The 21,104-nt window shown below is 74.8% G+C and carries 18 protein-coding genes; 13 read left to right on the forward strand and 5 right to left on the reverse strand.

Annotated features, from left to right (window positions below; translation table 11 throughout):
* Positions 1-181: 181 nt before the first annotated feature.
* The 4 genes from ACZ5OX_RS33665 to ACZ5OX_RS33680 all read left to right on the forward strand — a co-directional run bounded on the left by ACZ5OX_RS33665 (position 182) and on the right by ACZ5OX_RS33680 (position 3,888).
* A complete protein-coding gene (locus ACZ5OX_RS33665) occupies positions 182-508 on the forward strand; it encodes a hypothetical protein (protein WP_449792857.1) in 327 nt (108 codons plus the stop codon).
* A gap of 140 nt (positions 509-648) precedes the next feature.
* Positions 649-1,761, forward strand: coding sequence for a DUF6745 domain-containing protein (locus ACZ5OX_RS33670; RefSeq protein ID WP_465635346.1), 1,113 nt, complete (start codon positions 649-651; stop codon positions 1,759-1,761).
* A 115-nt stretch (positions 1,762-1,876) separates the two neighbouring features.
* A complete protein-coding gene (locus tag ACZ5OX_RS33675; RefSeq protein WP_392877695.1) occupies positions 1,877-2,674 on the forward strand; it encodes a MerR family transcriptional regulator in 798 nt (265 codons plus the stop codon).
* On the forward strand, positions 2,671-3,888 hold the full coding sequence (locus tag ACZ5OX_RS33680) for a glycosyltransferase (protein ID WP_465635348.1): 1,218 nt from the start codon (positions 2,671-2,673) through the stop codon (positions 3,886-3,888). Before ACZ5OX_RS33675 ends, ACZ5OX_RS33680 begins: the two co-directional genes overlap by 4 nt.
* A gap of 147 nt (positions 3,889-4,035) precedes the next feature.
* On the opposite strand, the gene ACZ5OX_RS33685 is transcribed toward ACZ5OX_RS33680, so the two are convergent.
* On the reverse strand, positions 4,036-5,637 hold the full coding sequence (locus ACZ5OX_RS33685) for an ABC-F family ATP-binding cassette domain-containing protein (RefSeq protein ID WP_465635350.1): 1,602 nt from the start codon (positions 5,635-5,637) through the stop codon (positions 4,036-4,038).
* 347 nt (positions 5,638-5,984) lie between these two features.
* Between ACZ5OX_RS33685 and ACZ5OX_RS33690 the strand changes: the two genes are divergently transcribed.
* Entirely contained in the window at positions 5,985-6,905 is a 921-nt protein-coding gene (locus tag ACZ5OX_RS33690) for an ATP-grasp domain-containing protein (protein ID WP_465635351.1), read from the forward strand.
* Between the two features lie 178 nt (positions 6,906-7,083).
* Here the strand turns inward: ACZ5OX_RS33690 and ACZ5OX_RS33695 are convergent, their stop codons facing one another.
* A complete protein-coding gene (locus ACZ5OX_RS33695; RefSeq protein ID WP_465635353.1) occupies positions 7,084-8,562 on the reverse strand; it encodes an NAD(P)/FAD-dependent oxidoreductase in 1,479 nt (492 codons plus the stop codon).
* 482 nt (positions 8,563-9,044) lie between these two features.
* Here ACZ5OX_RS33695 and ACZ5OX_RS33700 point away from each other — a divergent pair, with 482 nt between their 5' ends.
* The gene (locus ACZ5OX_RS33700) at positions 9,045-10,208 is read left to right on the forward strand and encodes a magnesium and cobalt transport protein CorA (RefSeq protein ID WP_449792631.1); all 1,164 of its coding nucleotides are present in this window, start codon (positions 9,045-9,047) and stop codon (positions 10,206-10,208) included.
* 126 nt (positions 10,209-10,334) lie between these two features.
* On the opposite strand, the gene ACZ5OX_RS33705 is transcribed toward ACZ5OX_RS33700, so the two are convergent.
* A complete protein-coding gene (locus tag ACZ5OX_RS33705; protein ID WP_465635355.1) occupies positions 10,335-10,691 on the reverse strand; it encodes a hypothetical protein in 357 nt (118 codons plus the stop codon).
* A gap of 109 nt (positions 10,692-10,800) precedes the next feature.
* Here ACZ5OX_RS33705 and ACZ5OX_RS33710 point away from each other — a divergent pair, with 109 nt between their 5' ends.
* The 4 genes from ACZ5OX_RS33710 (at position 10,801) to ACZ5OX_RS33725 (ending at position 13,685) form a co-directional block, all read left to right on the forward strand.
* Positions 10,801-11,397 carry a helix-turn-helix domain-containing protein gene (locus tag ACZ5OX_RS33710; protein ID WP_465635357.1) on the forward strand — a complete coding sequence of 199 codons (597 nt, stop codon included), beginning with the start codon at positions 10,801-10,803 and terminating at the stop codon, positions 11,395-11,397.
* Between the two features lie 62 nt (positions 11,398-11,459).
* Positions 11,460-12,437 carry a signal peptidase I gene (gene lepB / locus ACZ5OX_RS33715; RefSeq protein ID WP_465635358.1) on the forward strand — a complete coding sequence of 326 codons (978 nt, stop codon included), beginning with the start codon at positions 11,460-11,462 and terminating at the stop codon, positions 12,435-12,437.
* A 221-nt stretch (positions 12,438-12,658) separates the two neighbouring features.
* On the forward strand, positions 12,659-12,931 hold the full coding sequence (locus ACZ5OX_RS33720) for a hypothetical protein (RefSeq protein ID WP_465635360.1): 273 nt from the start codon (positions 12,659-12,661) through the stop codon (positions 12,929-12,931).
* A 94-nt stretch (positions 12,932-13,025) separates the two neighbouring features.
* Positions 13,026-13,685, forward strand: a complete 660-nt coding sequence (locus ACZ5OX_RS33725; protein WP_465635362.1) for a double zinc ribbon domain-containing protein — start codon at positions 13,026-13,028, stop codon at positions 13,683-13,685.
* 82 nt (positions 13,686-13,767) lie between these two features.
* Here ACZ5OX_RS33725 and ACZ5OX_RS33730 read toward each other — a convergent pair whose 3' ends face one another.
* Positions 13,768-15,261 carry an LCP family protein gene (locus tag ACZ5OX_RS33730; RefSeq protein ID WP_465635364.1) on the reverse strand — a complete coding sequence of 498 codons (1,494 nt, stop codon included), beginning with the start codon at positions 15,259-15,261 and terminating at the stop codon, positions 13,768-13,770.
* 439 nt (positions 15,262-15,700) lie between these two features.
* On the opposite strand from ACZ5OX_RS33730, the gene ACZ5OX_RS33735 reads away from it, so the two are divergent.
* Complete coding sequence (locus tag ACZ5OX_RS33735; protein WP_465635366.1) at positions 15,701-16,069, forward strand: hypothetical protein; 369 nt, start codon at positions 15,701-15,703, stop codon at positions 16,067-16,069.
* Between the two features lie 190 nt (positions 16,070-16,259).
* Positions 16,260-17,549 carry a trans-sulfuration enzyme family protein gene (locus ACZ5OX_RS33740; RefSeq protein WP_465635368.1) on the forward strand — a complete coding sequence of 430 codons (1,290 nt, stop codon included), beginning with the start codon at positions 16,260-16,262 and terminating at the stop codon, positions 17,547-17,549.
* A 184-nt stretch (positions 17,550-17,733) separates the two neighbouring features.
* On the opposite strand, the gene ACZ5OX_RS33745 is transcribed toward ACZ5OX_RS33740, so the two are convergent.
* Positions 17,734-19,503, reverse strand: a complete 1,770-nt coding sequence (locus tag ACZ5OX_RS33745) for a SpoIIE family protein phosphatase (protein WP_465635369.1) — start codon at positions 19,501-19,503, stop codon at positions 17,734-17,736.
* Between the two features lie 295 nt (positions 19,504-19,798).
* Between ACZ5OX_RS33745 and ACZ5OX_RS33750 the strand changes: the two genes are divergently transcribed.
* Complete coding sequence (locus tag ACZ5OX_RS33750; RefSeq protein ID WP_465635371.1) at positions 19,799-21,022, forward strand: ROK family protein; 1,224 nt, start codon at positions 19,799-19,801, stop codon at positions 21,020-21,022.
* Positions 21,023-21,104: the final 82 nt, after the last annotated feature.

A 21,104-nucleotide genomic window follows, 5' to 3' on the forward strand; every position in this document is an offset into this window, starting at 1 on the left:
GGGCCGAACAACTGTCTACCAGCCGGGACTGACAATCCGGCGGCCGGGTCACCGCCCGGGCGCGTTGTCAGACCCTTGCCCTATGTTCGGGTCCTGGCTCCGGAGAGTGACCGCGGCGGACGCGGCGGAGCCATGGGTTCCGGCGTCCGCCGGAGTCCGGCCGTACGGCGAGGGAGGACTGATGTACCGCCAGGGCGATGTGCTGATCGTGCCGGTCGAGGAGGGCGCGGTGCCGCCGCGGGTGGCCGAGCTGGCCGTGCGGGCCCGGGACGCCCGGGGCCGGATGGTGCTCGCGCTCGGCGAGGTCACCGGGCACGCGCACGCCGTGGTCGGCCCCGGCGCGCTGCGCCGCGAGAGCGGGCCGTTCGGCGCGAGCTGGCTCCACCTGCCCGAGGGCGGCCGGGTGGTGCACGAGGAGCACGCGGCGATACCGCTACCCAAGGGGTGGTACCGGGTGGTCCGCCAGCGCGAGTACGTGCCGGGCGCCGTGCGGGTGGTCGCGGACTGACGACCGCTCCGCCCGCCGCACGGGGGTCGGCGGGCGGGTGAGCGCGGGGCGGGGCACGAGGGCGGAGCGCGCGGCCGGGGCCGCGGCACGGAACGGGAACGGACGGCCGGGCGGGGAGCCCGGCCGGGAACGGAGCAGGGATGGACACGGTGATCCATGACGAGGTCCACGGCGGCGCCGCGCAGGCGGTGTCCGGGCCGGCCGAGGTGACGGCCCGCTGGCGGGCGGCCGCGGCGGCCACCGGGGCGGGCGACCGGGCCGCGGCCGAGCACGCCGTCCGGGCCGCCTACCGGGCGGCCGGGCTGCCCGAGCCCGAGGCGGTCCGCTGGTTCGGGTCGCCGCTCGCCGCGACGGAGGCGGCGCTGGAGCTGCGGGCCGCCGGCGCGCAGAGCGTGCGCGAGGCCGTGCGCACCCGGCCCTGGGAGGAGGCCCGGCGGCGGGCCGTCGAGCAGGTCGGCGCCGCCGGGTGGGCGGGCCACTGGGCGCTCACCGGCGGCGAGCTCGGCCCGGTCACCACCCCGCTCGCCGACCGGCTGCGCAACGCCGTGCTCGACCGGCTCGCCCCCGAGGCCGACCGGGAGGCCGACGCCGCCGTGGCCGAGGAGGCCCGGGCCCGTCGCACCACCGTCCGGCTCGCCCTGCTGGACGCCGTGCGGGGCCAGCACGACGCGCCGTGGTTCGCCGCCTTCGAAGCCGCCGGGGCGGGCGCCGACTCCGTCGCCCCGCTCGCCGAGCTGGCCCGGTGGGCCGGCTGGTGGTGGCCGTACCGGGACGTGGCACTGATCAGCGAGCGGCCCACCGCCCTGCACCGCGACGAGGCCGGCCGGCTCGACCGCGCGGACGGGCCCGCCCTGGAGTACGCCGACGGCTTCGCCCTGCACGCCTGGCGCGGCATGCCCGTCCCGCCGGAGTTCCTGGCCGGCCTGGCCGGGGTGACGGTCGAGCGGATCCGCACCGAGGAGAACGCCGAGCTGCGCCGCGTCCTGCTGGAGCACTACGGCTACGAGCGCTACCTGGCCGACTCCGGCGCCGAGCCCGTCCACCGGGACGAGACCGGTGTGCTCTGGCGGATCGTCCTGCCCGACGACGAGCCGGTGGTGATGGTCGAGGTGGTCAACTCCACCCCCGAGCCGGACGGCACCCACCGCACCTACTGGCTGCGCGTCCCCCCGAGCACCCGCACCGCGCGCGCCGGGGTCGCCTGGACCTTCGGCATAGCCGAGAGCGCCTACCACCCGCAGCGCGAGACCTGACCGAGGGCGCCTCCCGGCATCCGGAGCAGGCCCCTGAGCTGCGCGTGTTGACCCTTACCCCACGTCAGGCCGCACGGTGGGGCGCAGCAGAACGCACGGATGATCGGAGGGACGCATGAGCTGGTCGGTGGGCCAGGTCTCCGGCTTCGCCGGGGTCACGATCCGGACCCTGCACTACTACGACCGGTCCGGGCTGCTCTCGCCCAGTGAGCGCAGCCCGGCCGGCTACCGGCTCTACAGCGGCGCGGACCTCGCCAGGCTCCAGCAGATCCTCTTCTACCGGGAACTCGGCTTCCCGCTCGACGAGATCGCCGACATCCTGGCGGATCCGCAAGCCAACGCGCTCGACCACCTGCTGGCGAGACGCCAGGCCCTCACCGAGCAGATCGGCCGCCTGCAGAAGCTGGTCGACGTCGCCGAGCGGGCCATCGAGGTCCAGCGCACCGGGGTCGAACTGACGCCCCAGGAGCGCTTCGAGGTCTTCGGGGACGTGGTCTTCGACCTCAGCTACGCGGCCGACGCCCACCTCAAGTGGGGCGAGCGGGACAGCCACCAGGAGGCCCTGGCCCGCGCCGCCACCCACTCCAAGGAGGACTGGCAGCAGCTGATGGCGGAGGCCGCCGAATGGCGCGGCCGGCTCCTGGACGCCTTCGACGAGGGGCTGCCGGTCGACCACCGGACGGTGCTGGACCTCGCCGAGCAGCACCGGCAGCACATCACCCGGTGGTTCACGCCCTGCCCGCCGGAGATGCACTGCCGGATCGCCGACGACTACGAGGCGGACGCCCGCGCCTTCGCCCTCGTCGTCCCGCCGGCCGAACAGCGCCCCGGCCTGGCCGGCTACCTCCGGTCGGCGATCGGCGCCAACGCCGAACGGCGCGACGGCAGCGGCCACCAGGAGGCGGCCCGATGAGGATCCTCGTGATGGCCGCCGGATCGTACGGCGACGTCGCCCCCTACACCGGTCTCGGGGCGCACCTGCGCGGTGCCGGGCACGAGGTCGTGCTCGCGGCGCCCGAAACCTTCCGCGAGCTGGTGGCCGGCAGCGGCCTCGACTTCCGCCCGCTCCCGGTCGATCCGCGCGGGGCAGGCGCCGAGTCGCGCGGCGGGCGCTCCGAACTCCTCGCACGGGCCGCCGCGTTCATCGGGCAGCTGGGGGGAGCGCTCGCGGACGCCGCCGCTACGGGCGCCGATCTGCTCCTGCTCGCCACCACCACCGCGCCACTGGGCTGGCACCTCGCGGAGGCGATGGGCGTCCCCAGCCTGGGGGTCTACCTCCAACCCACGCTGCCGACCCGGGAGTTCCCGCCGGTCGTCGGGGGCGGCCGCTCGCTGGGCAGTTGGGGCAACCGGGCGGCGGGGGCGCTCGGCCAGCGGGTCGTCGACCGCCTGCACACCGAGGCCGCACGCAGCCTGCGGTCGCGGCTGGGCCTCCCGGCGCTCTCCCAGACCGCGTGCCGACAGGCCAGGGAGCGGGCGAACTGGCCGGTGCTGCACGGCTTCAGCCCGACCGTCGTACCGCGCCCGGCCGACTGGCGGGAGGGGCTGCGGGTGGTCGGCAACTGGTGGCCGCACGTGGCGGAGGACTACCGCCTCCCGGCCGAGGTCGAGGACTTCCTGCGGGCCGGGCCGCCGCCGGTCTTCATCGGCTTCGGCAGCATGGCGGCGGGGCAGGGCGAGCGGCTGAGCACCCTCGCGGTGGAGGCCCTGCGGCGGGCGGACGCCCGGGGCGTGGTGCAGGCCGGCTGGGCCGGGATCTCCGGGCAGGGCGACGACGTGCTGACGGTCGGCGAACTCCCGCACGCGCGGCTGTTCCCGCACATGGCGGCCGTGGTGCACCACGCGGGTGCGGGCACGGCGGCCGCGACGCTGCGCGCGGGTGTGCCGAGCGTCCCCGTCCCGGTGGCGGCGGATCAGCCGTTCTGGGCCGGCCGGCTCAGCCGACTCGGGGCCGCCACCCCTCCGATCGGGTTCGCCGACCTGACCGCCGACCGGCTGGCGGCGGCCATCCGCCGGGCCGTCGAGGAGCAGCGGCTGCGGGAGCGGGCGCAGGAGGCGGCCCGCGCGATGGCGAAGGAGGACGGCGCGAGCCGGGTCGCGGAGGCGGTGGTGGCCTTGGGCCGGTAGCGGAGGCATGCGGCGGCGGAGCTCGGGCCGGTCGGGCCCGCGGGCCGGCGTACACGAGGTGGAACGCGAGCAACGGCGCGGCGAATCACCGGCCGGCTGACGCCCGCCCGTCGGGAGGAGCCCCGGCGGGCGGGCGGCGAACGAACGTCAGGACTGCGCGACGAGGTCCAGGTAGGCGTCGTGCCAGAGGTCCTCGTCGCCGTCCGGCAGGAGCAGCACGCGGTCGGGCCGGAGGGCCTCGATGGCGCCGGGGTCGTGGGTGACCATCACGATGGCGCCCGGGTAGGCGCCGACCGCCGCCAGGACCTCCGTGCGGGAGGCCGGGTCGAGGTTGTTGGTCGGCTCGTCCAGCAGCAGGACGTTGGCGCCGGAGTGCACCAGGGCGGCGAGGGCGAGCCGGGTCTTCTCGCCGCCGGAGAGCACCCCGGCCGGCTTGTCGGCGTCGTCGCCACGGAAGAGGAACGCGCCGAGCACGTGGCGCAGTTCGCCGTCGGTCAGGCCGGGCGCGGCCGCGGCGAGGTTGTCGCGGACGCTGAGCGCCGGGTCGAGGGTGTCGTGCTCCTGGGCGAAGTAGCCGAGCCGCAGTCCGGTGCCGGGGACGATGCGGCCCGAGTCCGGTGTCTCCCGGCCGGCCAGGATGCGCAGCAGGGTGGTCTTGCCGGCCCCGTTCAGGCCGAGCACGACCAGCCGGCTGCCGCGGTCCACGGCGAGGTCCAGGCCGGTCAGCACCGGCCGGCCGCCGTAGGACTTGGCGAGGCTGATCGCGCCGAGCGGCATCCGGCCGCACGGGGCGGGCTCGGGCAGCCGGATCCTGGCGGTGCGCTCGGCCTGCCGGACGGGTTCGAGTCCGGCGAGCATCCGGTCGGCCCGGCGGGCCATGCTGCGGGCGGTGGTCGCGGTGGCGACGTTGGCCCGCATCCGGTCGGCCTGGGCGTGCAGGGAGGCGGCCTTGCGCTCGGCGTTGGCCCGTTCCCGGGTGCGGCGGCGCTCGTCGGCGGCGCGCTGGGTCAGGTAGGCCTGCCAGCCGGTGTTGTGGACGTCGACCGTGGCGCGCTGCGGGTCGAGGTGGAAGACCCGGTTGACGGTCTCGGCGAGCAGCCCGAGGTCGTGGCTGATCAGTACCAGCCCGCCCTGGTGGCCGGCGAGGAAGCCGCGCAGCCAGGTGATGGCGTCGGCGTCCAGGTGGTTGGTCGGCTCGTCCAGCAGCAGGGTGCCGTGGTCGGCGAACAGGATGCGGGCCAGCTCGACCCGGCGGCGCTGGCCGCCGGAGAGCGTGCCGACGGGGGAGTCCATCACCCGGGTGGGCAGCCCGAGTCCGGCCGCGACCCGGGCCGCTTCGGCCTCGGCCGCGTAGCCGCCCCGGGACTGGAACCCGGCCTCGGCCCGGACGTACGCGTCCATCGCCCGGCGCTCCTCGGCCGCCGACCCGGCCCGGGCCATCGCCGCCTCGGCGGCGCGCAGGGCGTGGACGGCGCTGTCCAGGCCGCGGGCGGACAGGATGCGGTCGGTGACAGTGACCGACGGGTCGGCGGCGCGGGAGTCCTGCGGGAGGTAGCCGACGGCCCCGGTCCGGGTGACGGTGCCGGCGGCGGGCGCCAGCTGTCCGGCGAGGGTGGCGAGCAGGGTGGTCTTGCCGGCGCCGTTGCGGCCGACCAGGCCGATCCGGTCGCCGGGGGCGATGTGCAGGGTGACGTCGGACAGCAGCAGGCGGGCGCCGACGCGCACGTCGACACCACGGGTGGTGATCATGGGATAACGCTCCGAAACGACTAGCGGACAGACGGGTGGCGTGGAAGCGGTCCGTCGGCTAGGAGATGCGGGGCGTAGACATGTGGGGCACGGTAGCCGCCGGGGCGGAGCGGGCGCATCCGAATTAACGGGCGACGCGTCCGGAGCGGGGCCGTCGGTGCACGTTTTTTGCCCCCATTCACTTTTGCCCCATCCACAGCGGGGCGTCGGTGCACGCTGCCCGCCCGCGGCAGGTTGGCGGGTGCACGCTGCCCCGCCCCCAGTGGCGACGTTTCGGCCATCCGTCTCGGCGGATGGCGCACGGGGCGTTCTTGTCGTGATCACGGTGCAATCGCTTGCATGTCCGCATGGCCCGACGTGACCTCGTACTCCTGACCGATCACAGTTCGACCGAAGGCAGCCGGAAGGTGCTCGCCGCCGCCGCCCGGACACTGACCGGCCGGGAGCCCGTACACCTGGACGCCCGGCACTTCATGACCGGCGGCAGCGGCCTGGTCGAGGCCGACGACGAGGGCGGGTTCCGGCTGGAGGCGGGCGGTCGGAGGGTGTCCGCCGACACGGTGATCGTGTACGAGATCCCGCCGCACCGGCGGCGCGCGTTCGAGGACTGCCAGCGGCGGCTGCGTGGATTCGGCGCCCGGTCGCTCGGTGTCGACGCCGAGGCGTGGCGGGTGGCCACCGAGAAGGACCTCACCATCGCCCGCTTCCTCCGGGACGGCGTGCCGCACATGCCCAGCATCGCGCTCTCCAAGCCGAGCCCGGAGGCCGTCGCCCAGGCCTTCGCGGAGCTCGGCGGCGACGTCTGGGCCCGGCCCTGTGTCGGCATGGGCGGGGACGACGTCTTCCACGTCACCACCCGTGCCCAGCTCGACGCCGCCGCGCGGCACTACGCGCGGGCGGGAGCGGACTGGCTGATCGCCCGCGACGCCCGCAACGTCCTCCCGGACGGGAGCCGCCACCAGTACCGGGTGGTGGTGCTGCACGGGCGGGTGGTCCGGGTGGTCGAGCACGTTCAGGCGGACCCGGACGCGCCCTGCAACGAGAGCCGGGGCGCCGTCTCCACCCTGCTCGACTACGGCGACCTGCCCGACGGGCTGGCGGAGGCGGCCGTCGCGGCGGCCGCCTCCCTGGGCCTGGACCTCGCCGGGGTGGACCTCGCCGCCGAAAGCGGCGGCGTGGTGTTCGAGGTCAACGTCCACCCCGCGTTCGGCCGACGCGGCCTGGAACAGGTGGCGCTGCCGTACGTCGCGGCGCACCTCGGCGAGTAGCAAGCACCCGGGTGCCCCCGGCGCCGGGCTGAGGCCCTCGGACCCACGGCCCGTGACCCGTGACCGGCTCGGGCCCACGGTCCGCGCCCCATCGGGTCACTGCCCCCTCGGGTCACTGCCCCCCAGGTCACTGCCCCCCAGGTCAATGCCTCCTCGGGTTCAATGCCGCCTCGCCTGCTCAGGCCCGCAGGATCGCCGCGAGCACGGGCGGCCGGAACAGCAGTGACGGCGGCGACACCAGCGACATCACCTCGTGGAACGCCGAAGTGACGGCCGGGTCCCGGGTGCTGGCGGCCAGTACCTTGTCGAAGAACCGGTGCTGGAGCCCGACCAGGCTGCCGGAGGGCGCGCCGGTGGTGGCGCGGAAGCGGGCGTCCTCGGCGCAGGAGATCATCCACGGGATCTTGGACGCCGCGGCGACGGCGTGCCGCGCGGCCCGGGCGGTGGCGTGCCCGATCCCGCCGTGCCGCTTCGCGGTGCGGCGCAGCTCCCGGGCGCAGAACAGGGCGACGGTGACGCCCTGCCCGTACACCGGGTTGAAGGTGCTCGCGGCGTCGCCGACCACCACCAGCCCGTCCGGGGAGCTGCGCTCGTAGTGCCGGCGCACGCCCGGCCCGGGGTGGAAGCCGCGTATCCCGCCCGCCGGTTCGGCGTCCCGCAGCAGCTCGTGCAGGAGCGGGTCGCGCAGCAGGCCCAGGTGCTCGATGAACCCCTCCTCGCCGGGCCCCGGTTCGGCGCCGCGCATCCCGGCGAGGCTGACGATCCAGCGGTCGCCCTCGACCGGCAGCAGCACGCCCATGCGCGGCTCGTCCGGCGCCTTGGTCTGGAGGTAGGCCGCCCGGCCCGGCCCGAGCTCGGACCCGGTGGGGCGGTGGAAGATCTGGGAGGCGTACGCGACGCCCGCGTCCACCCGCTCCTCGGGTACCGGCGGGCAGCCCAGCTCGGCGAGCCACTTCGGCACCGAGGTCGAACGGCCCGCCGCGTCCACCACCAACTCGGCCGGGATCTCCCGGACTTCTCCGCGTTCGGAGCTGCGCGCCGAGCCGTTCTCCGAGTCGCGCGCGGAGCCGTTCTCCGAGTCGCGCGCGGAGCCGTTCTCCGAGTCGCGCGCGGAGCCGTTCTCCGAGTCGTGCGCGGAGCTGTCCCCGGACCGCTCCGAGTCGTGCGCCGACCCGCGCGAGCGGACCTTCACCCCGGTCACCACGCCCGCCGAGCCGAGCAGCCCGACCACGTCCGTCCCCTCCAGGATCTCGATCGCGGGGTGGGCGCGGATCCGGTCCAGCACCAGCTTGTCCAGCAGCGGCCGGGTGCAGGAGAGGAAGCTCACCTGTGCCGGGTACTCGGCCAGCCACCCCGCGGCGCACAGCCACTGGACGTCCGAGGCGGCCACCCGCTGGGCGCCCGCGGCCGTCAGCTCCTGCCGGATGCCGGGCATCATCTCCTCCAGCAGCCGGTGCCCGGCCTCCAGCACCAGGTGGGCGTGCCGGCCCTGCGGCACCCCGGCCCGGAACTCCGCCCCTGCCGGGTACCGGTCCCGCTCCACCACGACGATCCGCTCGGCGAACCCGCGCAGCGCCCACGCGGCCGCCAGTCCCGCGAGCCCGCCGCCCATCACCACTGCCGTTCCCCGCCCCGGGGCCCTCTCCGAAGAAGTCATGGCACGTAGCGTAGTGGCGCCGTCTCCTCCCCGTGATCACTTCGCTCCGGACGAACGCGCCTGCCCGCCGGGGCCGTTGACGCAGCGTGAGGTACGAACCCGGGCGGTCCGTGGTGTGCGGGCGTGAGCGGTGGGCGTGGTGGGAGCGGTCCGTGGCAGGGCCCCGGTCGGAGCCCGGGGCGTGCGGGTACTAGACTCGGCGGGGTTGTGCTGGCACCCCTCCCGGTGCGCAGGCGCGCGGAGGCGAGGAGGTGAGAGCCGTGGAGTGCAGTAGTACGGGTCGAAGTCGGCCCCGCCCCCGGTTGTCCCGCACCACTCGCGGCCCCCGGCACACCTCCTCCCGTACGGCTCCCGCGCGGCGCTGACCTCGTCCTCCCGACGAGGCGCCGCCGGTCGCGCCGTGCGCGTGGCGGCCGGCCGGGCGCCACCGGTCCGCCGTGTTCCCGTACGGCGGCCGGGCATCCACCGTGGAGGTTCCCGCCATGTCCGACTGGCGTGTGCGCGCCGTGCGCGCGAGCAAGCGTCCGTTCTCCCGTTCCGTCGTCCGGTCCACGGACACCCAGCCGGCGCCCGAGCACTCGATGGACCCGCGCCCCGACCAGCCCGTCGAACCGGTGACGCTGGAACGTTCCGTCGTGGACGCGGCGGTCTACCGGGACGGCCGCCGGACGGAGGCGCCCGCCGACCTCGCCGACATCTACCGCGAGCTGCCCGGCCGGCCCGGCACCATGGCCTGGATCGGCCTGTTCCGCCCCGCCGAGGCGCAGCTGCTGGAGGCCGCCGACCGGTTCAACCTGCACGAGCTGGCCGTCGAGGACGCCATCGTCGCCCACCAGCGGCCGAAGCTGGAGCGCTACGGCGACACCCTGTTCGTGGTGCTGCGCGCCGCCCGCTACCTGGACGAGGCGGAGGAGGTCGACTTCGGCGAGATCCACCTCTTCGTCGGCCCCGACTTCGTGCTCACCGTCCGCCACTCCCAGGCCCCGGACCTCTCGGCGGTGCGCCGCCGCCTGGAGGAGGACCCGGAGCTGCTGGCACTCGGCCCGGAGGCGGTGCTGTACGCGGTGCTGGACGCCGTGGTGGACGGCTACGCGCCGGTGATCGCAGGCCTCCAGCACGACATCGACGAGATCGAGACCGAGGTGTTCGGCGGCGACCCGCAGGTCTCCCGCCGCATCTACGAGCTGTCCCGCGAGGTGATCGAGTTCCAGCGGGCCACCCGTCCGCTGCTGGAGATCATGAAGAGCCTGGAGGCGGGCTTCGGCAAGTACGGTACCGACGACGACCTCCAGCGCTACCTGCGCGACGTCGCCGACCACGCCACCTACGCCGCCGAGCGGGTGGACGGCTTCCGGCAGATGCTCCAGAACATCCTGACCGTCAACGCGACCCTGGTCTCGCAGCGGCAGAACGAGGAGATGAAGCAGCTCGCCGAGGCGGGGCACGCGCAGAACGACGAGATCAAGAAGATCTCCTCCTGGGCGGCCATCCTCTTCGCGCCGACCTTGATCGGAACGGTCTACGGGATGAACTTCGAGACGATGCCGGAGCTCAAGTGGGTCTTCGGCTACCCGTTCGCGATCGGGCTGATGGCGCTGGTGTGCACCGGGTTGTACCTGGTGTTCAAGAAGCGGGACTGGCTGTAGGACCGAGGGGAGCGAGGCCGGAGCCTTCCGTCGGCTCCTCGGCACGGCCTGGCGTCTGGCTCCTCGGCACGGCCTGGCGGCCGGTTCCTCGGCACGCCCTGACCACCGAACTGACCACCGAACGCCCTAGCCGGGCAGCAGCCGCTCGTACTCGGCCGCCGGGTCCGTCTGGCGCCGGTACTCGAGGTGCAGCCGGACGGCGCCGTCCGCTCCGGCCAGGTGCTCGAGCGGGCCCCGGCCGGCCGGGAGCGGGCGGGGCTGCGGCCACTGCTGGGCGAGGACGGCGAGCGCGCTGCCGTCCGCGCCGCGCACCACCCAGGTGGCGCGGCCGCCGCCGATCAGCGGGAGCCGGGGCCTGGGGAGTCCGAGGGCGGCGAGTGCCGCCGGGGCGTCCAGGCCGTCGGGGAGCGTGGCGGCCTCGGCGTGCGGGGCGTCGGCGTCGTCGCCGGCCGAGACGCTGTCCCGGGTGAGGAGGATGCGCATGACGGGAGGATAGGCGGGGCCGGCGGGGGTGACCCGCAGGGGTGGCGGCCGAGACCTCACCCGTGTGCCGGATTGACAACCGGCCTTGCCGTGCTGGCAAATGGCAGGCATGGCCGACGAAGAGCTCGAGAACGTCCTCACCACGGTGGGCCCGCGGCTGCGGGCGCTGCGCCGGGAGCGCGGCACCACCCTCGCCAAACTGGCGGCCACCACCGGCATCTCGCTCAGCACGCTGTCCCGGCTGGAGTCAGGGCAGCGCAAGCCGACGCTGGAGCTGCTGCTGCCGCTGGCCCGGGAGTACCGGGTGCCGCTGGACGAACTGGTCGGCGCCCCGGCCACCGGGGACCCGAGGATCCACCCGCGCCCGGTGACCAGGAACGGCCAGACCATCGTCCCACTCACCCGCCACCTGGGCGGGCTGCACGCCTACAAGCACATCGTGCCACCGGGCAGGAACGCCGGGCCCGAGCTGGAGCTGAAGGTCCACGAGGGGTACGAGTGGCTGTACGTGCTGTCCGGACGGCTGCGGCTGGTGCTCGGCACCCACGACCTGGTGCTGACGGCCGGTGAGGCCGCCGAGTTCGACACGCGCACCCCGCACGCCTTCGGCAACGCGGGCCCGCAGGTGGTGGAGTTCCTCAGCCTGTTCGGTCCGCAGGGTGAGCGCATCCACGTCAGGGCGCGCCCGGGAACCTCTGTTCGGTAGGTTCGTTCCTGACAGGGGGTCTTCCTACCGGCTCCCGCCAGGCCGCGGGAGGGGCCGAGGAAATGAGTGTGCAGCGGAGCGCGGAGTCCGGTGAGAGCGGCGGCGGAGCCGGGGAACGCGAGGACGCCCGGGACGGCCGGGCGCGGGCGGGTACGGGCACCACGGTGACGGAGGGCGCGGACGTGGGCGCCGGCGGGGCGGGGAAGGTTCCCGGGGCGCCCGACGGGGAGGCGGAGGAGAAGGCCGAACGCCCCCGGAAGAAGCGGCCGTTCTGGCAGGAGCTGCCGATCCTGCTGGTGATCGCGCTGCTGCTCTCGCTCGGCATCAAGACCTTCTTCGTCCAGGCCTTCTCCATCCCCTCCGGGTCGATGGAACAGACCCTCGCGATCGGCGACCGGGTCCTGGTGGACAAGTTCACCCCGTGGTTCGGCGCCAAGCCCGAGCGCGGCGAGGTGGTGGTGTTCCGCGATCCGGGCGGCTGGCTGGAGGGCGCGCCGACCACCTCCGGCGACTCCGTGACCGGCACCGTCCAGAAGGTGCTGAGCACCGTCGGCCTGATGCCCTCGGCGGACGAGAAGGACCTGATCAAGCGGGTGATCGCAGTCGGCGGGGACACCATCGACTGCGAGGCCGGCGCGCCGCTGAAGGTCAACGGCGTCGCGCTGGACGAGCCGTACCTGTTCCCCGGCTCGACGCCCTGCGGCGACGATCCGGTCGGCACCGTCACCGTGCCCAAGGGCAAGCTGTGGGTGATGGGCGACCACCGCAACAACTCGCGCGACTCCCGCTGGCACCACAACCAGACCGGCGACGGCTTCGTGCCGGTGGACAACGTGGTCGGCCGGGCCTTCGTGGTCGCCTGGCCGCTGTCCGACTGGTCGACCCTGCCGGTCCCGGACACCTTCGACAAGGTGCCGGCCGGGGCGGCGGGCGCGGCCGGTGCGCCGTTCGAGGAGCCGCCGGCGCCGGAGGCCGCCGCGCTGGCCGGGATCGTGCCGCTCGCCCTGTGGCGACGGCGGTCCTCGCGCAAGGACCGCTGAGGCCGGCCCACCCCGCCCCAGCTCACCCCGCCCAGGTCCACCCTGCCCAGACCCACCGCACCCCGGCGCTCAGCCGACGGGCCACGGGTCGATCGTCTTCGGCGGAACTCCTCCCGCCGACCTCTACACGCCTGTAGAGTTCAGGAGGTGAGCTGCACCCCCGGCCGCCGGCCGCCCCGAGCGGGCGTCCGGCGGCCGGGGCCGGGTCGGGAGGCGGAGCCGTGATGGAGAGTCAGTGCAGTCCCGAGGGTGCCGGGGGCGCCGGGGGCCCGGCGGAAGCGGAGCCCGAGGACCGGGACGTCCGATGGGTCTACCAGCCGGTCGAGGTGGACCTCGGGGACGGTGCCTGGGCACTCGGCCGGATCAGCGCGTGGTGGCAGGACGCGGCCGGGCAGCGCTGGTGCCGGCTGCGGATCGGCCGCAGCGGACAGCCCGCGCTCTGGCAGCGCTTCGACCCGGTGCGGGTGCTCCTGCTGCCGGTCTCCGGGCTCTGAGCAGGCGGGACGCGAGTTTCTGGCGGAACCGTTCGGCAGCCCATATCGTCCCTGGGAGCGACCGCTGACAGGCCACTTAGCGACCGGGGACGACGTGACTTCGGAGATCTACTTCAGCAACAACTACCGCGATCTGTGCGAGCAGCACGGCACCGGCGCGGGCTTCCAGTTCGAGTTCTACTGCTACCGCTGCTCGGACACCTGGCGCTCGACGTTCGAGCCGTTCCGGACCGGTCAGGTGGCCGGCTGGATAGGCAAGGGCGTCAGTGCGGCCTGGAACCTCATCGGCGGCAACGCCAACACCATCAGCAACGCCGCCGACGGGCTGGCCGGCCAGACCTGGGGCACCTCGCGGGACGCCGCCTTCCAGCGGTCCATCGCCAACGCCCAGTCCCACTTCAACCGTTGCGCCCGGTGCACCCACTACGTCTGCGGGCGCTGCTTCAACCCGGCCCAGGGCCTGTGCCACAACTGCGCCCCGGACACCGCCGCCGAGGCGATGGCGGCGCAGCACCGCGGCCTCAACGACACGGTCAGCGAGCGGGCGTACAAGTCCGGGCAGCAGTCCGGGGCCGGGTTCGACGTGAACGCGCCGCGCCAGCTGGTCTGCCCGCAGTGTCACACCGAGACCCACGGCACGCCGTTCTGTCCGGGCTGCGGCTTCCGGCTGGCACAGCCCGTCCAGTGCGCGAGCTGCAACCAGAACGTCCCGGACGGCGCCGCGTTCTGCCCGTCCTGCGGGACGAGGCGCTGACACCCCCTCGGATGAACCACGGCCCTCGGACGAGCCGCGGCTGGGCGCCCCACCGCGGTTCGTCCAAGGGCCGCGGCCGGGCTCAGCCGTACGAGAGGTTGGCGCAGGGGTCGTCGTCGGCCGAGCGGGCGGCGCCGCTGACGCTGGTGGGCAGCGGGGCCGGGGCGGTGGCCGTGCCGCCGGGGGCCGGCGCGGTGGCGCCCGCCGGGTTGGCGGCGGCGAAGTCGTGGCCGAGGACGACGCTGACGCCACGGCCGCCGGGCTGCACGGTGGCGCCGGGGAAGAGCTTGGCGACCGCCTCGGCCGCGGTGCGCTCGCCGGTGCCGTACTCGACGACGGTGGTGCTGCGCGGCTTGCCGACCGCGTTGCCGACGCCGGTGACGGTGTAGCCGGCGCCCTTGACGGTCTCCGCGGCCCGGCCGCCGAGCCCGGTCTCACCGGTGCTGTTGAGCACGGAGACCTTCACCTCGGCCGCCTTGGCGTCCGAGGCGGGGGTCGGGACGGAAGCCGGGGTCGGCGCGGCGGCGGGGACGGTGGTGACGGCGGCGGCAGGGCCCGGGTCGGCCGGGGCACTCGCGTCCTGCCCGTCGATGGTGCGGTCGGCCTTGAGCGCGGCCCACAGCTGGTCCACGTCGGGGTGTACGAGGGCGACCCGCGGGCCCTCGTAACGCCAGGGCACGGTCAGGAACTTGATGTCGTGCAGGTCGACGTCCTTGAGCTCCATGGCGAAGGAGAGCAGCTTCGCGGCCGAGCCGAGGCCGGGGTCGACGGTCAGCGACTTGGTGGCCGCGTCGGCGAGCGGTAGCAGCGTGGTCGGGTCCATACCGCGGGACTTGACCTCCTTGATGAGGGAGGAGAGAAAGGCCTGCTGGCGCTTGGTGCGGCCGATGTCGGAGCCGTCGCCGATGCCGTGCCGCACCCGGACGTAGTCCAGCGCGGCCTGGCCCTCGACCTTCTGCTTGCCCTTGGGGAAGATCAGCTTGCCCTTGTGGCCGAGGTTGGGGTTGAGGTCCCCCTCGTGGATGTCTGTCGGCAGGCAGACCTCGACGCCGCCGACCGCCTTGGTCATCGACGCGAAGCCGTTGAAGTCCACCACGACGGTGTGGTCGACGCGCAGGTTGGTCAGCTTCTCGACGGCGTTCTGGGTGCAGGCCGGGTTGCCCTGATCGCTGTCGCCGACCGAGAAGGCGCTGTTGAACATCACATTGGTCTGCTCCTTGGTCCACTTGCCGTTGGGGAGCTTGCACGGCGGGATGGTGACCAGGGAGTCGCGGGGGATGGAGATGCCGACGGCGTGCTTGTGGTCGGCGTAGACGTGCAGCAGGATCGCGGTGTCCGAGCGGGCGCCGCCGTCCCCGCCGCCGCCCAGGTCGCTGTTGCCGTTGCCGCGGCTGTCCGAGCCGATCAGCAGCACGTTGACCGGGGTGCGGCCCTGGGCGTCCGGGGCCGCGGCCTCCGGGCGGTCCTTGCTGAGGGCGTCGCCGTCGAAGGTGTTGATGTTGCTGTTCAGCCGGTAGTAGAGGGCGCCGCCGCCGAGGACGGCGAGGGCGGTGCAGCCGGCGGTCGCCCAGAGCACCTTCTCCTTGGTGCTGCGCTTGGGCTTCTTCCGGGCGCGGCCCGTCGCTCGGCCGTCCGGTATGTTCGCGCCGTCCGGGCTCCGGCCGCCCGTCGGGTCGCCTCCCCGGCCGTTCCGCTGGCCGTTCCGCCGGTCGTCCCTCCGAGCGGCCGCCCGGCGCCCGGCTGCCCGGTGCGGCGAATTCTCGGCTTCGGGGGAACCCTTGCGGCCAGACACGTCGTCATCCTCCACAGTTGCCACGCAAGCCCCCGTCGAAGCGGCGGGTTCGCGTGGCCCGGGGCCGGAGCCGATCCGGGCGCCGCCCGTCGCTAAACTTTTACACCGCTGTAGAACTTCAGTGGAGCATACTAGGCGCGGATGGGAAAACCAGCTGGTCAGACCATGAGAAATTGGTCAGATCAGCTGATCCGCGCTGCTCCGGACCCGCAAGAGGAGCACGATGACTGATCGGATCGCACGTTCGATAGCCGGCGCCCTGGTGGCCCTGCTGGCCGCCGTCGGCCTCACCGCCGCGGCATCGGGTGCGGCGGCCGTGGCCGCGCCCCGCACCGTCGCGGCCGCCGCCGCGAACCCGGGGGCCACCGTGGGGGCCGCTGCCGCTGCCACCGGTTCGGAGGTCCGTACCGAGGCGCGCGCCGCCTCCGCCGATGCCGCACACCTGGCCAAGGACGAGAAGAAGAAAAAGGGCTTCTTCGCCAAGCTGGGCAAGTTCCTGCTGGTCGTGGTCATCCTGATCATCCTGTTCGTGGTGCTGCTCATCGTCGGGATCGTCTACGCCGTCAAGCGGATCTTCAGCCGCCGCAAGTAGCCGCCGAGGGCCGTCCACAAGCGAGGATCATCCGTAGCCGAGGGCTGTCCGTAGCCGAGGACCGTCCGTAGCCGTGACCCGGGCGTCGCCGCCGCCTCCGGGCGGTGGAGCCGGAACGACCGCCCGGGGCGGGCCACTTGGCGGTGATTGGCCCTGGCCCGGGTGCCGGGACCGCCGGAGGATGACCGCCATGAGCGACTTCCACTCCCACAAGGCCCCCGGCTCCCACGACGTTTCCGATGTTTCCGACATCTCCGACGTCTCCGAGGCGTCCGAGGCACCCCGCGCGTACGAAGCCCCCGACGAGCTGCGCCCCGAGAGCCGGGTCGTCCACCCGCCGCTCGCCGAGGCCACCGGCAGCCGTCCGCTCGGCGTCCCGCTGCACCAGGGCCACTTGTTCGCCTTCGACACCGGCGACGCGCTCGCCGAGGCCCACGGAGGACCGGACGGCGCCTTCTTCTACAACCGCTTCGGCAACCCCACCGTCCGCTCGCTGGAGCAGGCCGTCGCCGGACTGGAGGGCGGCACCGGCGCCCTCGCCACCGCCTCCGGCATGGGCGCGATCACCACCGTTCTGCTCGCCCTGCTGCGCGCCGGGGACCACGTGGTCGCCCAGCGCAACCTGTACGGCGGCACCATCGGCGCGCTGACCGACCTCACCGAGCGCTGGGGTGTCGAGGTCAGCTACGTGAGCGGCGACGACCCCGCCGGGGTGGCGGCCGCGCTGCGGCCCCGCACCCGGGTGCTGCTCCTGGAGACCGTCTCCAACCCCACCACCAGGGTCACCGACCTGCCCGGGCTGATCGCCGTCGCCGGGCGGGCCGGGGTGGTGAGCGTGGTGGACAACACCTTCGCGACGCCGCTGCTGTGCCGGCCGGTCGAGCACGGCGCGGACATCGTGATCCACTCCGTGACCAAGTACCTCGGCGGACACTCCGACGTCCTCGGCGGGATCGCCGTCTTCGCCGACCCGGAGCTGCACCGGCGGGTCTGGCGGCGCTCGCTCGAACTCGGCGCCAGCGCCGACCCGTTCGCCGCCTGGCTGACCCTGCGCGGCATGCAGACCCTCGCCCTTCGGGTCCGCCGCCACTGCGAGACCGCGCTCGACCTGGCCGGCCGGCTCGCCGCCCACCCCGCCGTCACCGCCGTCCACTACCCGGGCCTGCCCACCCACCCCGACCACGAACTCGCCCGCCGCCTGCTGCCCGACGGCCACGGCGGCGTCCTGGCCTTCGACCTGGCCGGCGGCCGCGAAGCCGCCGCGACGTTCACCGAGTCCGTCCGGCTCGCCTCGCTGGCTCCCTCCCTGGGCGACGTGCACACCCTGGTGCTGCACCCGGCCAGCACCTCCCACCGGCAGTTGTCGGACCCGGAGTTGGCGGCGGCGGGCATCGGTCCGGGAACGGTGCGGGTGTCGGTGGGCATCGAGCACCCGGAGGACATCTGGGCGGACGTGCGGCGGGCGCTGGCGAAGGTGTGAGCCCAGGAAGCCGTCGGGGTGGGGGCCCGCCCTGAACAGTCTCGGTCGGTTCACGCTCGGTCGGCGCAAGGAAGGTCGGCGCAAGGAAGGTCGGCGCAAGGAAGGTCGGCGCAAGGACGGTCGGAGCGAGGACGGGCGGAGCCAGGACGGTCGAGCGGCCCCGGGCCCGGAAACCGGCGGGCCGTCAGCGCTGGCGGGGGCGGGCCACCAGGAGGGCGATGTCGTCCTCGGCGGTCGGGGCCGGGGGCGGGGCGAGGGCATGGAGGACGGCGTCGAGCAGGTCGTCGAGGTCTCCGGCGGCGGGCAGGCGCAGGGCCGCGAGCCGTTCCAGGGAGACGTCGATGTCCTCGCCCCGGCGCTCGACCAGACCGTCGGTGTAGAGGAGCAGGGTCTGGTCCGGCAGGAGCGGGTGGGTGGTCTGCTCGTAGCCGCCGAGGCCGGTGCCCAGCGGCGGGCCGGCGGGGATGCGCAGCAGCTCGGTCGGATGGCCGGGGGCGATCAGGGCGGGCGGCAGGTGGCCCGCGCTGGAGAGGGTCCAGCGGCCGCGGCCCGGGTCGGCGAGGGCCAGCAGGCAGGTCGCCGGGCGGGCGGAGTCGTCGGCGGAGATGACGTTGTCGAGCTGACGCAGGATCCGGTGCGGGGGCAGGTCCATGCCGGCGAGGTCGCGCAGCGCGGAGCGGTAGTGGCTCATGTCGACGGCGGCCTCGACGCCGTGCCCCATGACGTCGCCCATGGCCAGCAGGGTGCGCCCGAACGGCAGCCGGACCGTCTCGTACCAGTCGCCGCCGACCACCGAGGTGCTCCCGGAGGGCAGGTAGCGGGAGGCCAGGGTGAGGTTCTGGTGCGGACTGCCGGGCTCGCTGAGCAGGGCCCGCTGGAGTTCCAGGGCGATGCCCTGGGAGCGGGCGAAGCGGCGGGCGTTGTCGAGGGCGACGGCGGCCCGGGCGGCGAGGTCGCCGAGCAGGGCGGCCTCGTCCGGGGTGAAGGCAGGGCCGGCGGTGGTGCGGCCGAGGGTGAGCAGCCCGATCAGCCGGCCCCGGGCGGCCAGCGGCAGGACCAGCAGTGAGGCCGTCCCGGCCGGGCAGGCGTCCTCGGGCCCGGGCTCGGTCAGCACGGCGACGCCGCCTGCCAGGCTGCGGGCGGCGGCCGAATCCTCCCGGTGGCGCATCGATTCGCCCGGCCGGGGCAGTTCGGCGAGGCCGGCGGCCAGCGCGGGTACGGCCCGGGCGCCGGCCCGGTGCAGCCGCTGGGACGCGCCGTGGCCGCCCCGGGCGGGTTCGGCCGCGGGCGGCAGCACGTCCACGACGGCGAGTTCGGCGAGCCTGGGCACGGCGAAGACGGCGAGTTCGGTGCCGGTGGTCCCGACGTCGAGGGTGGTGCCGATCCGTTCGGTGGCGGCGTCCAGGAGGGCGAGTCGGGCCCGGGCCTGTTCCAGCTCGCGCAGCTGGTCGCGGGCCGGGTCGGGGTCGTCCAGCACGACGACGATCACACCGGTGGTCCGCCCGGACTTCCGCAGGGCCCGGTAGCGCACCCGCAGGCCGGGCGGCACGGGGGCGCCGGCGCCGTCCGGGCCCCCGGTGGCGTGTTCGCGGGCGAGCCCGTCTTCGATGACCCGGCGCAGGATGCCGAGGGCCCCGGCGAAGGCGGTGGTCCCGGCGGCACGGCCGAGCAGGTCCGCCCGGCGCAGCCCGGTGGCGGTGGCGAAGGCCGCGTTCAGGTACTGCCAGCGCAGCCGCTCGTCGAGCAGCGCGACCCCGACCGGGGCGGCCGCGAGGACCTCGCGGAGCCGCTCCGGATCGTCACCGCCGTCACCGCCGTCACCGCCGTCACCGCCGTCGCCGCCGGTGATCGCTCCGAGCCGCGCGGCGAGGGCCGCCGCGGCTGCCGCCAGGGACCGGGAGTCCGGTGTCGCGGACCGCGAACCCTCTGCTCGGTTGCCGTGCCGGAAGTGCATACGCCCATGATCACGCGCCCGGGCCCGGCACGCCCACAAGTGGGTGAAACGTTGACTGGCCGGGGACGGTGTTGTAACGGAGTACGTCGGCGGGGCCGCCGGTGTGTCCACGGGGCCGCCGGGTCCGGGGGTACGTCGACGAGGCCGCCGGCGGGGCCGTACTGATACGGCGGGCGAACGCGGGATGATCACCGGTCATACTGGGCGGCGGCGCCCGACCCCGGACGCCCCGGGCCGGGCCCACCCGGCCGTACCGACCCGACCCGCGCCCGAAGACCCACACCGGAGGAACCCGATGAGCCCCCACCAGCCGACCAGTCGCCCGGCGGCCGGGGCCCCAGGGGTGCCGTGGAACCGGCAGCGGCTGCGCAGCAACAACGAGTGGTTGCTGCTGGAACTGCTGCGCACCGGCGGCGGCTCCTCGCGCGCCCAGCTGGCCCGGGACACCGGTCTGTCCAAGCCGACGGTGTCGGCCGCGCTGGCCGAACTGGAGCGGGCCGGCCTGGTCCGCGAGGCCGGTCGGCTGGCCCCGGAGCGGGGCCGCACGGCCGTGCTGTACGAGGTCGACCCGACGGCCGGGCACGTCCTCGGCGTGGACATCGGCCGGGCCCGGCTGCGGGTGGCGGTGGCGGACCTGGCCGGGACGGTGGTCGCCCGCCGGGACGTGGCCAACCGGGGCCGCTCGGCGAACGCCGTCGCGGACGCGGTGGTCGAGGCCGCCCACGAGGCGATCGCCGAGGCGGGCCTGACCGCCCCGGACATCGTGCACGCGGTGATCGGCACCCCGGGGGTGTGGGACGAGCAGCTTCGCGGGGTGCGCTACGCCAACAGCCTGCCCGGCTGGGGCAGGCCGGGACTGTTCGACCGGATAGGCGAGGGCCTGGGGACGGGCGTCTCGGTGGCCAACGACGCCAATCTGGCGGCGCTCGGCGAGTACACCCTGGGCGCCGGGAGGGGCAGCCGGATGTTCGCCTACCTGCTGGTCGGCACCGGGCTCGGGCTGGGCGTGGTGAAGGACGGCGAGCTGCTGCTCGGTGCGCACGGCGCGCTGGGCGAGATCGGCCTGGTCCCGCTGCTCGGGCGGGCTGACGAGCCGACCGCGACCATCGAGCAGGAGGCCGCCGCGGACGCCGTGGTGCGTACGGCCAGGGACTTCGGGCTGGGCGGGGGCTCCGCGGCGCGACAACTGACGGCGAAGCAGGTGTTCGAGCGGGCCCGGGCCGGGGAGGCGGCGGCGGTCCGGGCGGTGGAGCGGGAGGCCGAGCGGCTCGGCTACGCGGTGGCCGTGCTGTCGGCCGTCCTGGACCCGGACCTGGTGGTGCTGGGCGGCGGGATCGGCAGCAGCGCGGACCTGCTCCTGGAACCGCTGGAGCAGGCCCTGCACCGGCTCGCCCCGATGCGTCCGACGCTCGCGCCGAGCCTGCTGGGGGAGGAGGCGGTGCTCCTCGGCGCGGTCTCCACGGCGTTGGAGACCGCCCGCCCCGTGGTGTTCGAGCGCCGGACTGCAGGGCTGCGCTGAGCTTGGCGTTCAACCTCGCAGGTCACCGACATCTATGGCAACAGGTCGGCCGGCCTGGCGGAACACGCCAGGCCGGCCGACC

Source organism: Kitasatospora sp. NPDC032121, from assembly GCF_055580145.1.

Bases quoted from the DNA above. Each gene is read 5' to 3' on its own strand.
- ACZ5OX_RS33665 (WP_449792857.1), top strand. From the start codon at position 182: ATGTACCGCCAGGGCGATGTGCTGATCGTGCCGGTCGAGGAGGGCGCG.
- ACZ5OX_RS33670 (WP_465635346.1), top strand. From the start codon at position 649: ATGGACACGGTGATCCATGACGAGGTCCACGGCGGCGCCGCGCAGGCG.
- ACZ5OX_RS33675 (WP_392877695.1), top strand. From the start codon at position 1,877: ATGAGCTGGTCGGTGGGCCAGGTCTCCGGCTTCGCCGGGGTCACGATC.
- ACZ5OX_RS33680 (WP_465635348.1), top strand. From the start codon at position 2,671: ATGAGGATCCTCGTGATGGCCGCCGGATCGTACGGCGACGTCGCCCCC.
- ACZ5OX_RS33685 (WP_465635350.1), bottom strand. From the start codon at position 5,637: ATGATCACCACCCGTGGTGTCGACGTGCGCGTCGGCGCCCGCCTGCTG.
- ACZ5OX_RS33690 (WP_465635351.1), top strand. From the start codon at position 5,985: ATGGCCCGACGTGACCTCGTACTCCTGACCGATCACAGTTCGACCGAA.
- ACZ5OX_RS33695 (WP_465635353.1), bottom strand. From the start codon at position 8,562: ATGACTTCTTCGGAGAGGGCCCCGGGGCGGGGAACGGCAGTGGTGATG.
- ACZ5OX_RS33700 (WP_449792631.1), top strand. From the start codon at position 9,045: ATGTCCGACTGGCGTGTGCGCGCCGTGCGCGCGAGCAAGCGTCCGTTC.
- ACZ5OX_RS33705 (WP_465635355.1), bottom strand. From the start codon at position 10,691: ATGCGCATCCTCCTCACCCGGGACAGCGTCTCGGCCGGCGACGACGCC.
- ACZ5OX_RS33710 (WP_465635357.1), top strand. From the start codon at position 10,801: ATGGCCGACGAAGAGCTCGAGAACGTCCTCACCACGGTGGGCCCGCGG.
- lepB (WP_465635358.1), top strand. From the start codon at position 11,460: ATGAGTGTGCAGCGGAGCGCGGAGTCCGGTGAGAGCGGCGGCGGAGCC.
- ACZ5OX_RS33735 (WP_465635366.1), top strand. From the start codon at position 15,701: ATGACTGATCGGATCGCACGTTCGATAGCCGGCGCCCTGGTGGCCCTG.
- ACZ5OX_RS33740 (WP_465635368.1), top strand. From the start codon at position 16,260: ATGAGCGACTTCCACTCCCACAAGGCCCCCGGCTCCCACGACGTTTCC.
- ACZ5OX_RS33745 (WP_465635369.1), bottom strand. From the start codon at position 19,503: ATGCACTTCCGGCACGGCAACCGAGCAGAGGGTTCGCGGTCCGCGACA.
- ACZ5OX_RS33750 (WP_465635371.1), top strand. From the start codon at position 19,799: ATGAGCCCCCACCAGCCGACCAGTCGCCCGGCGGCCGGGGCCCCAGGG.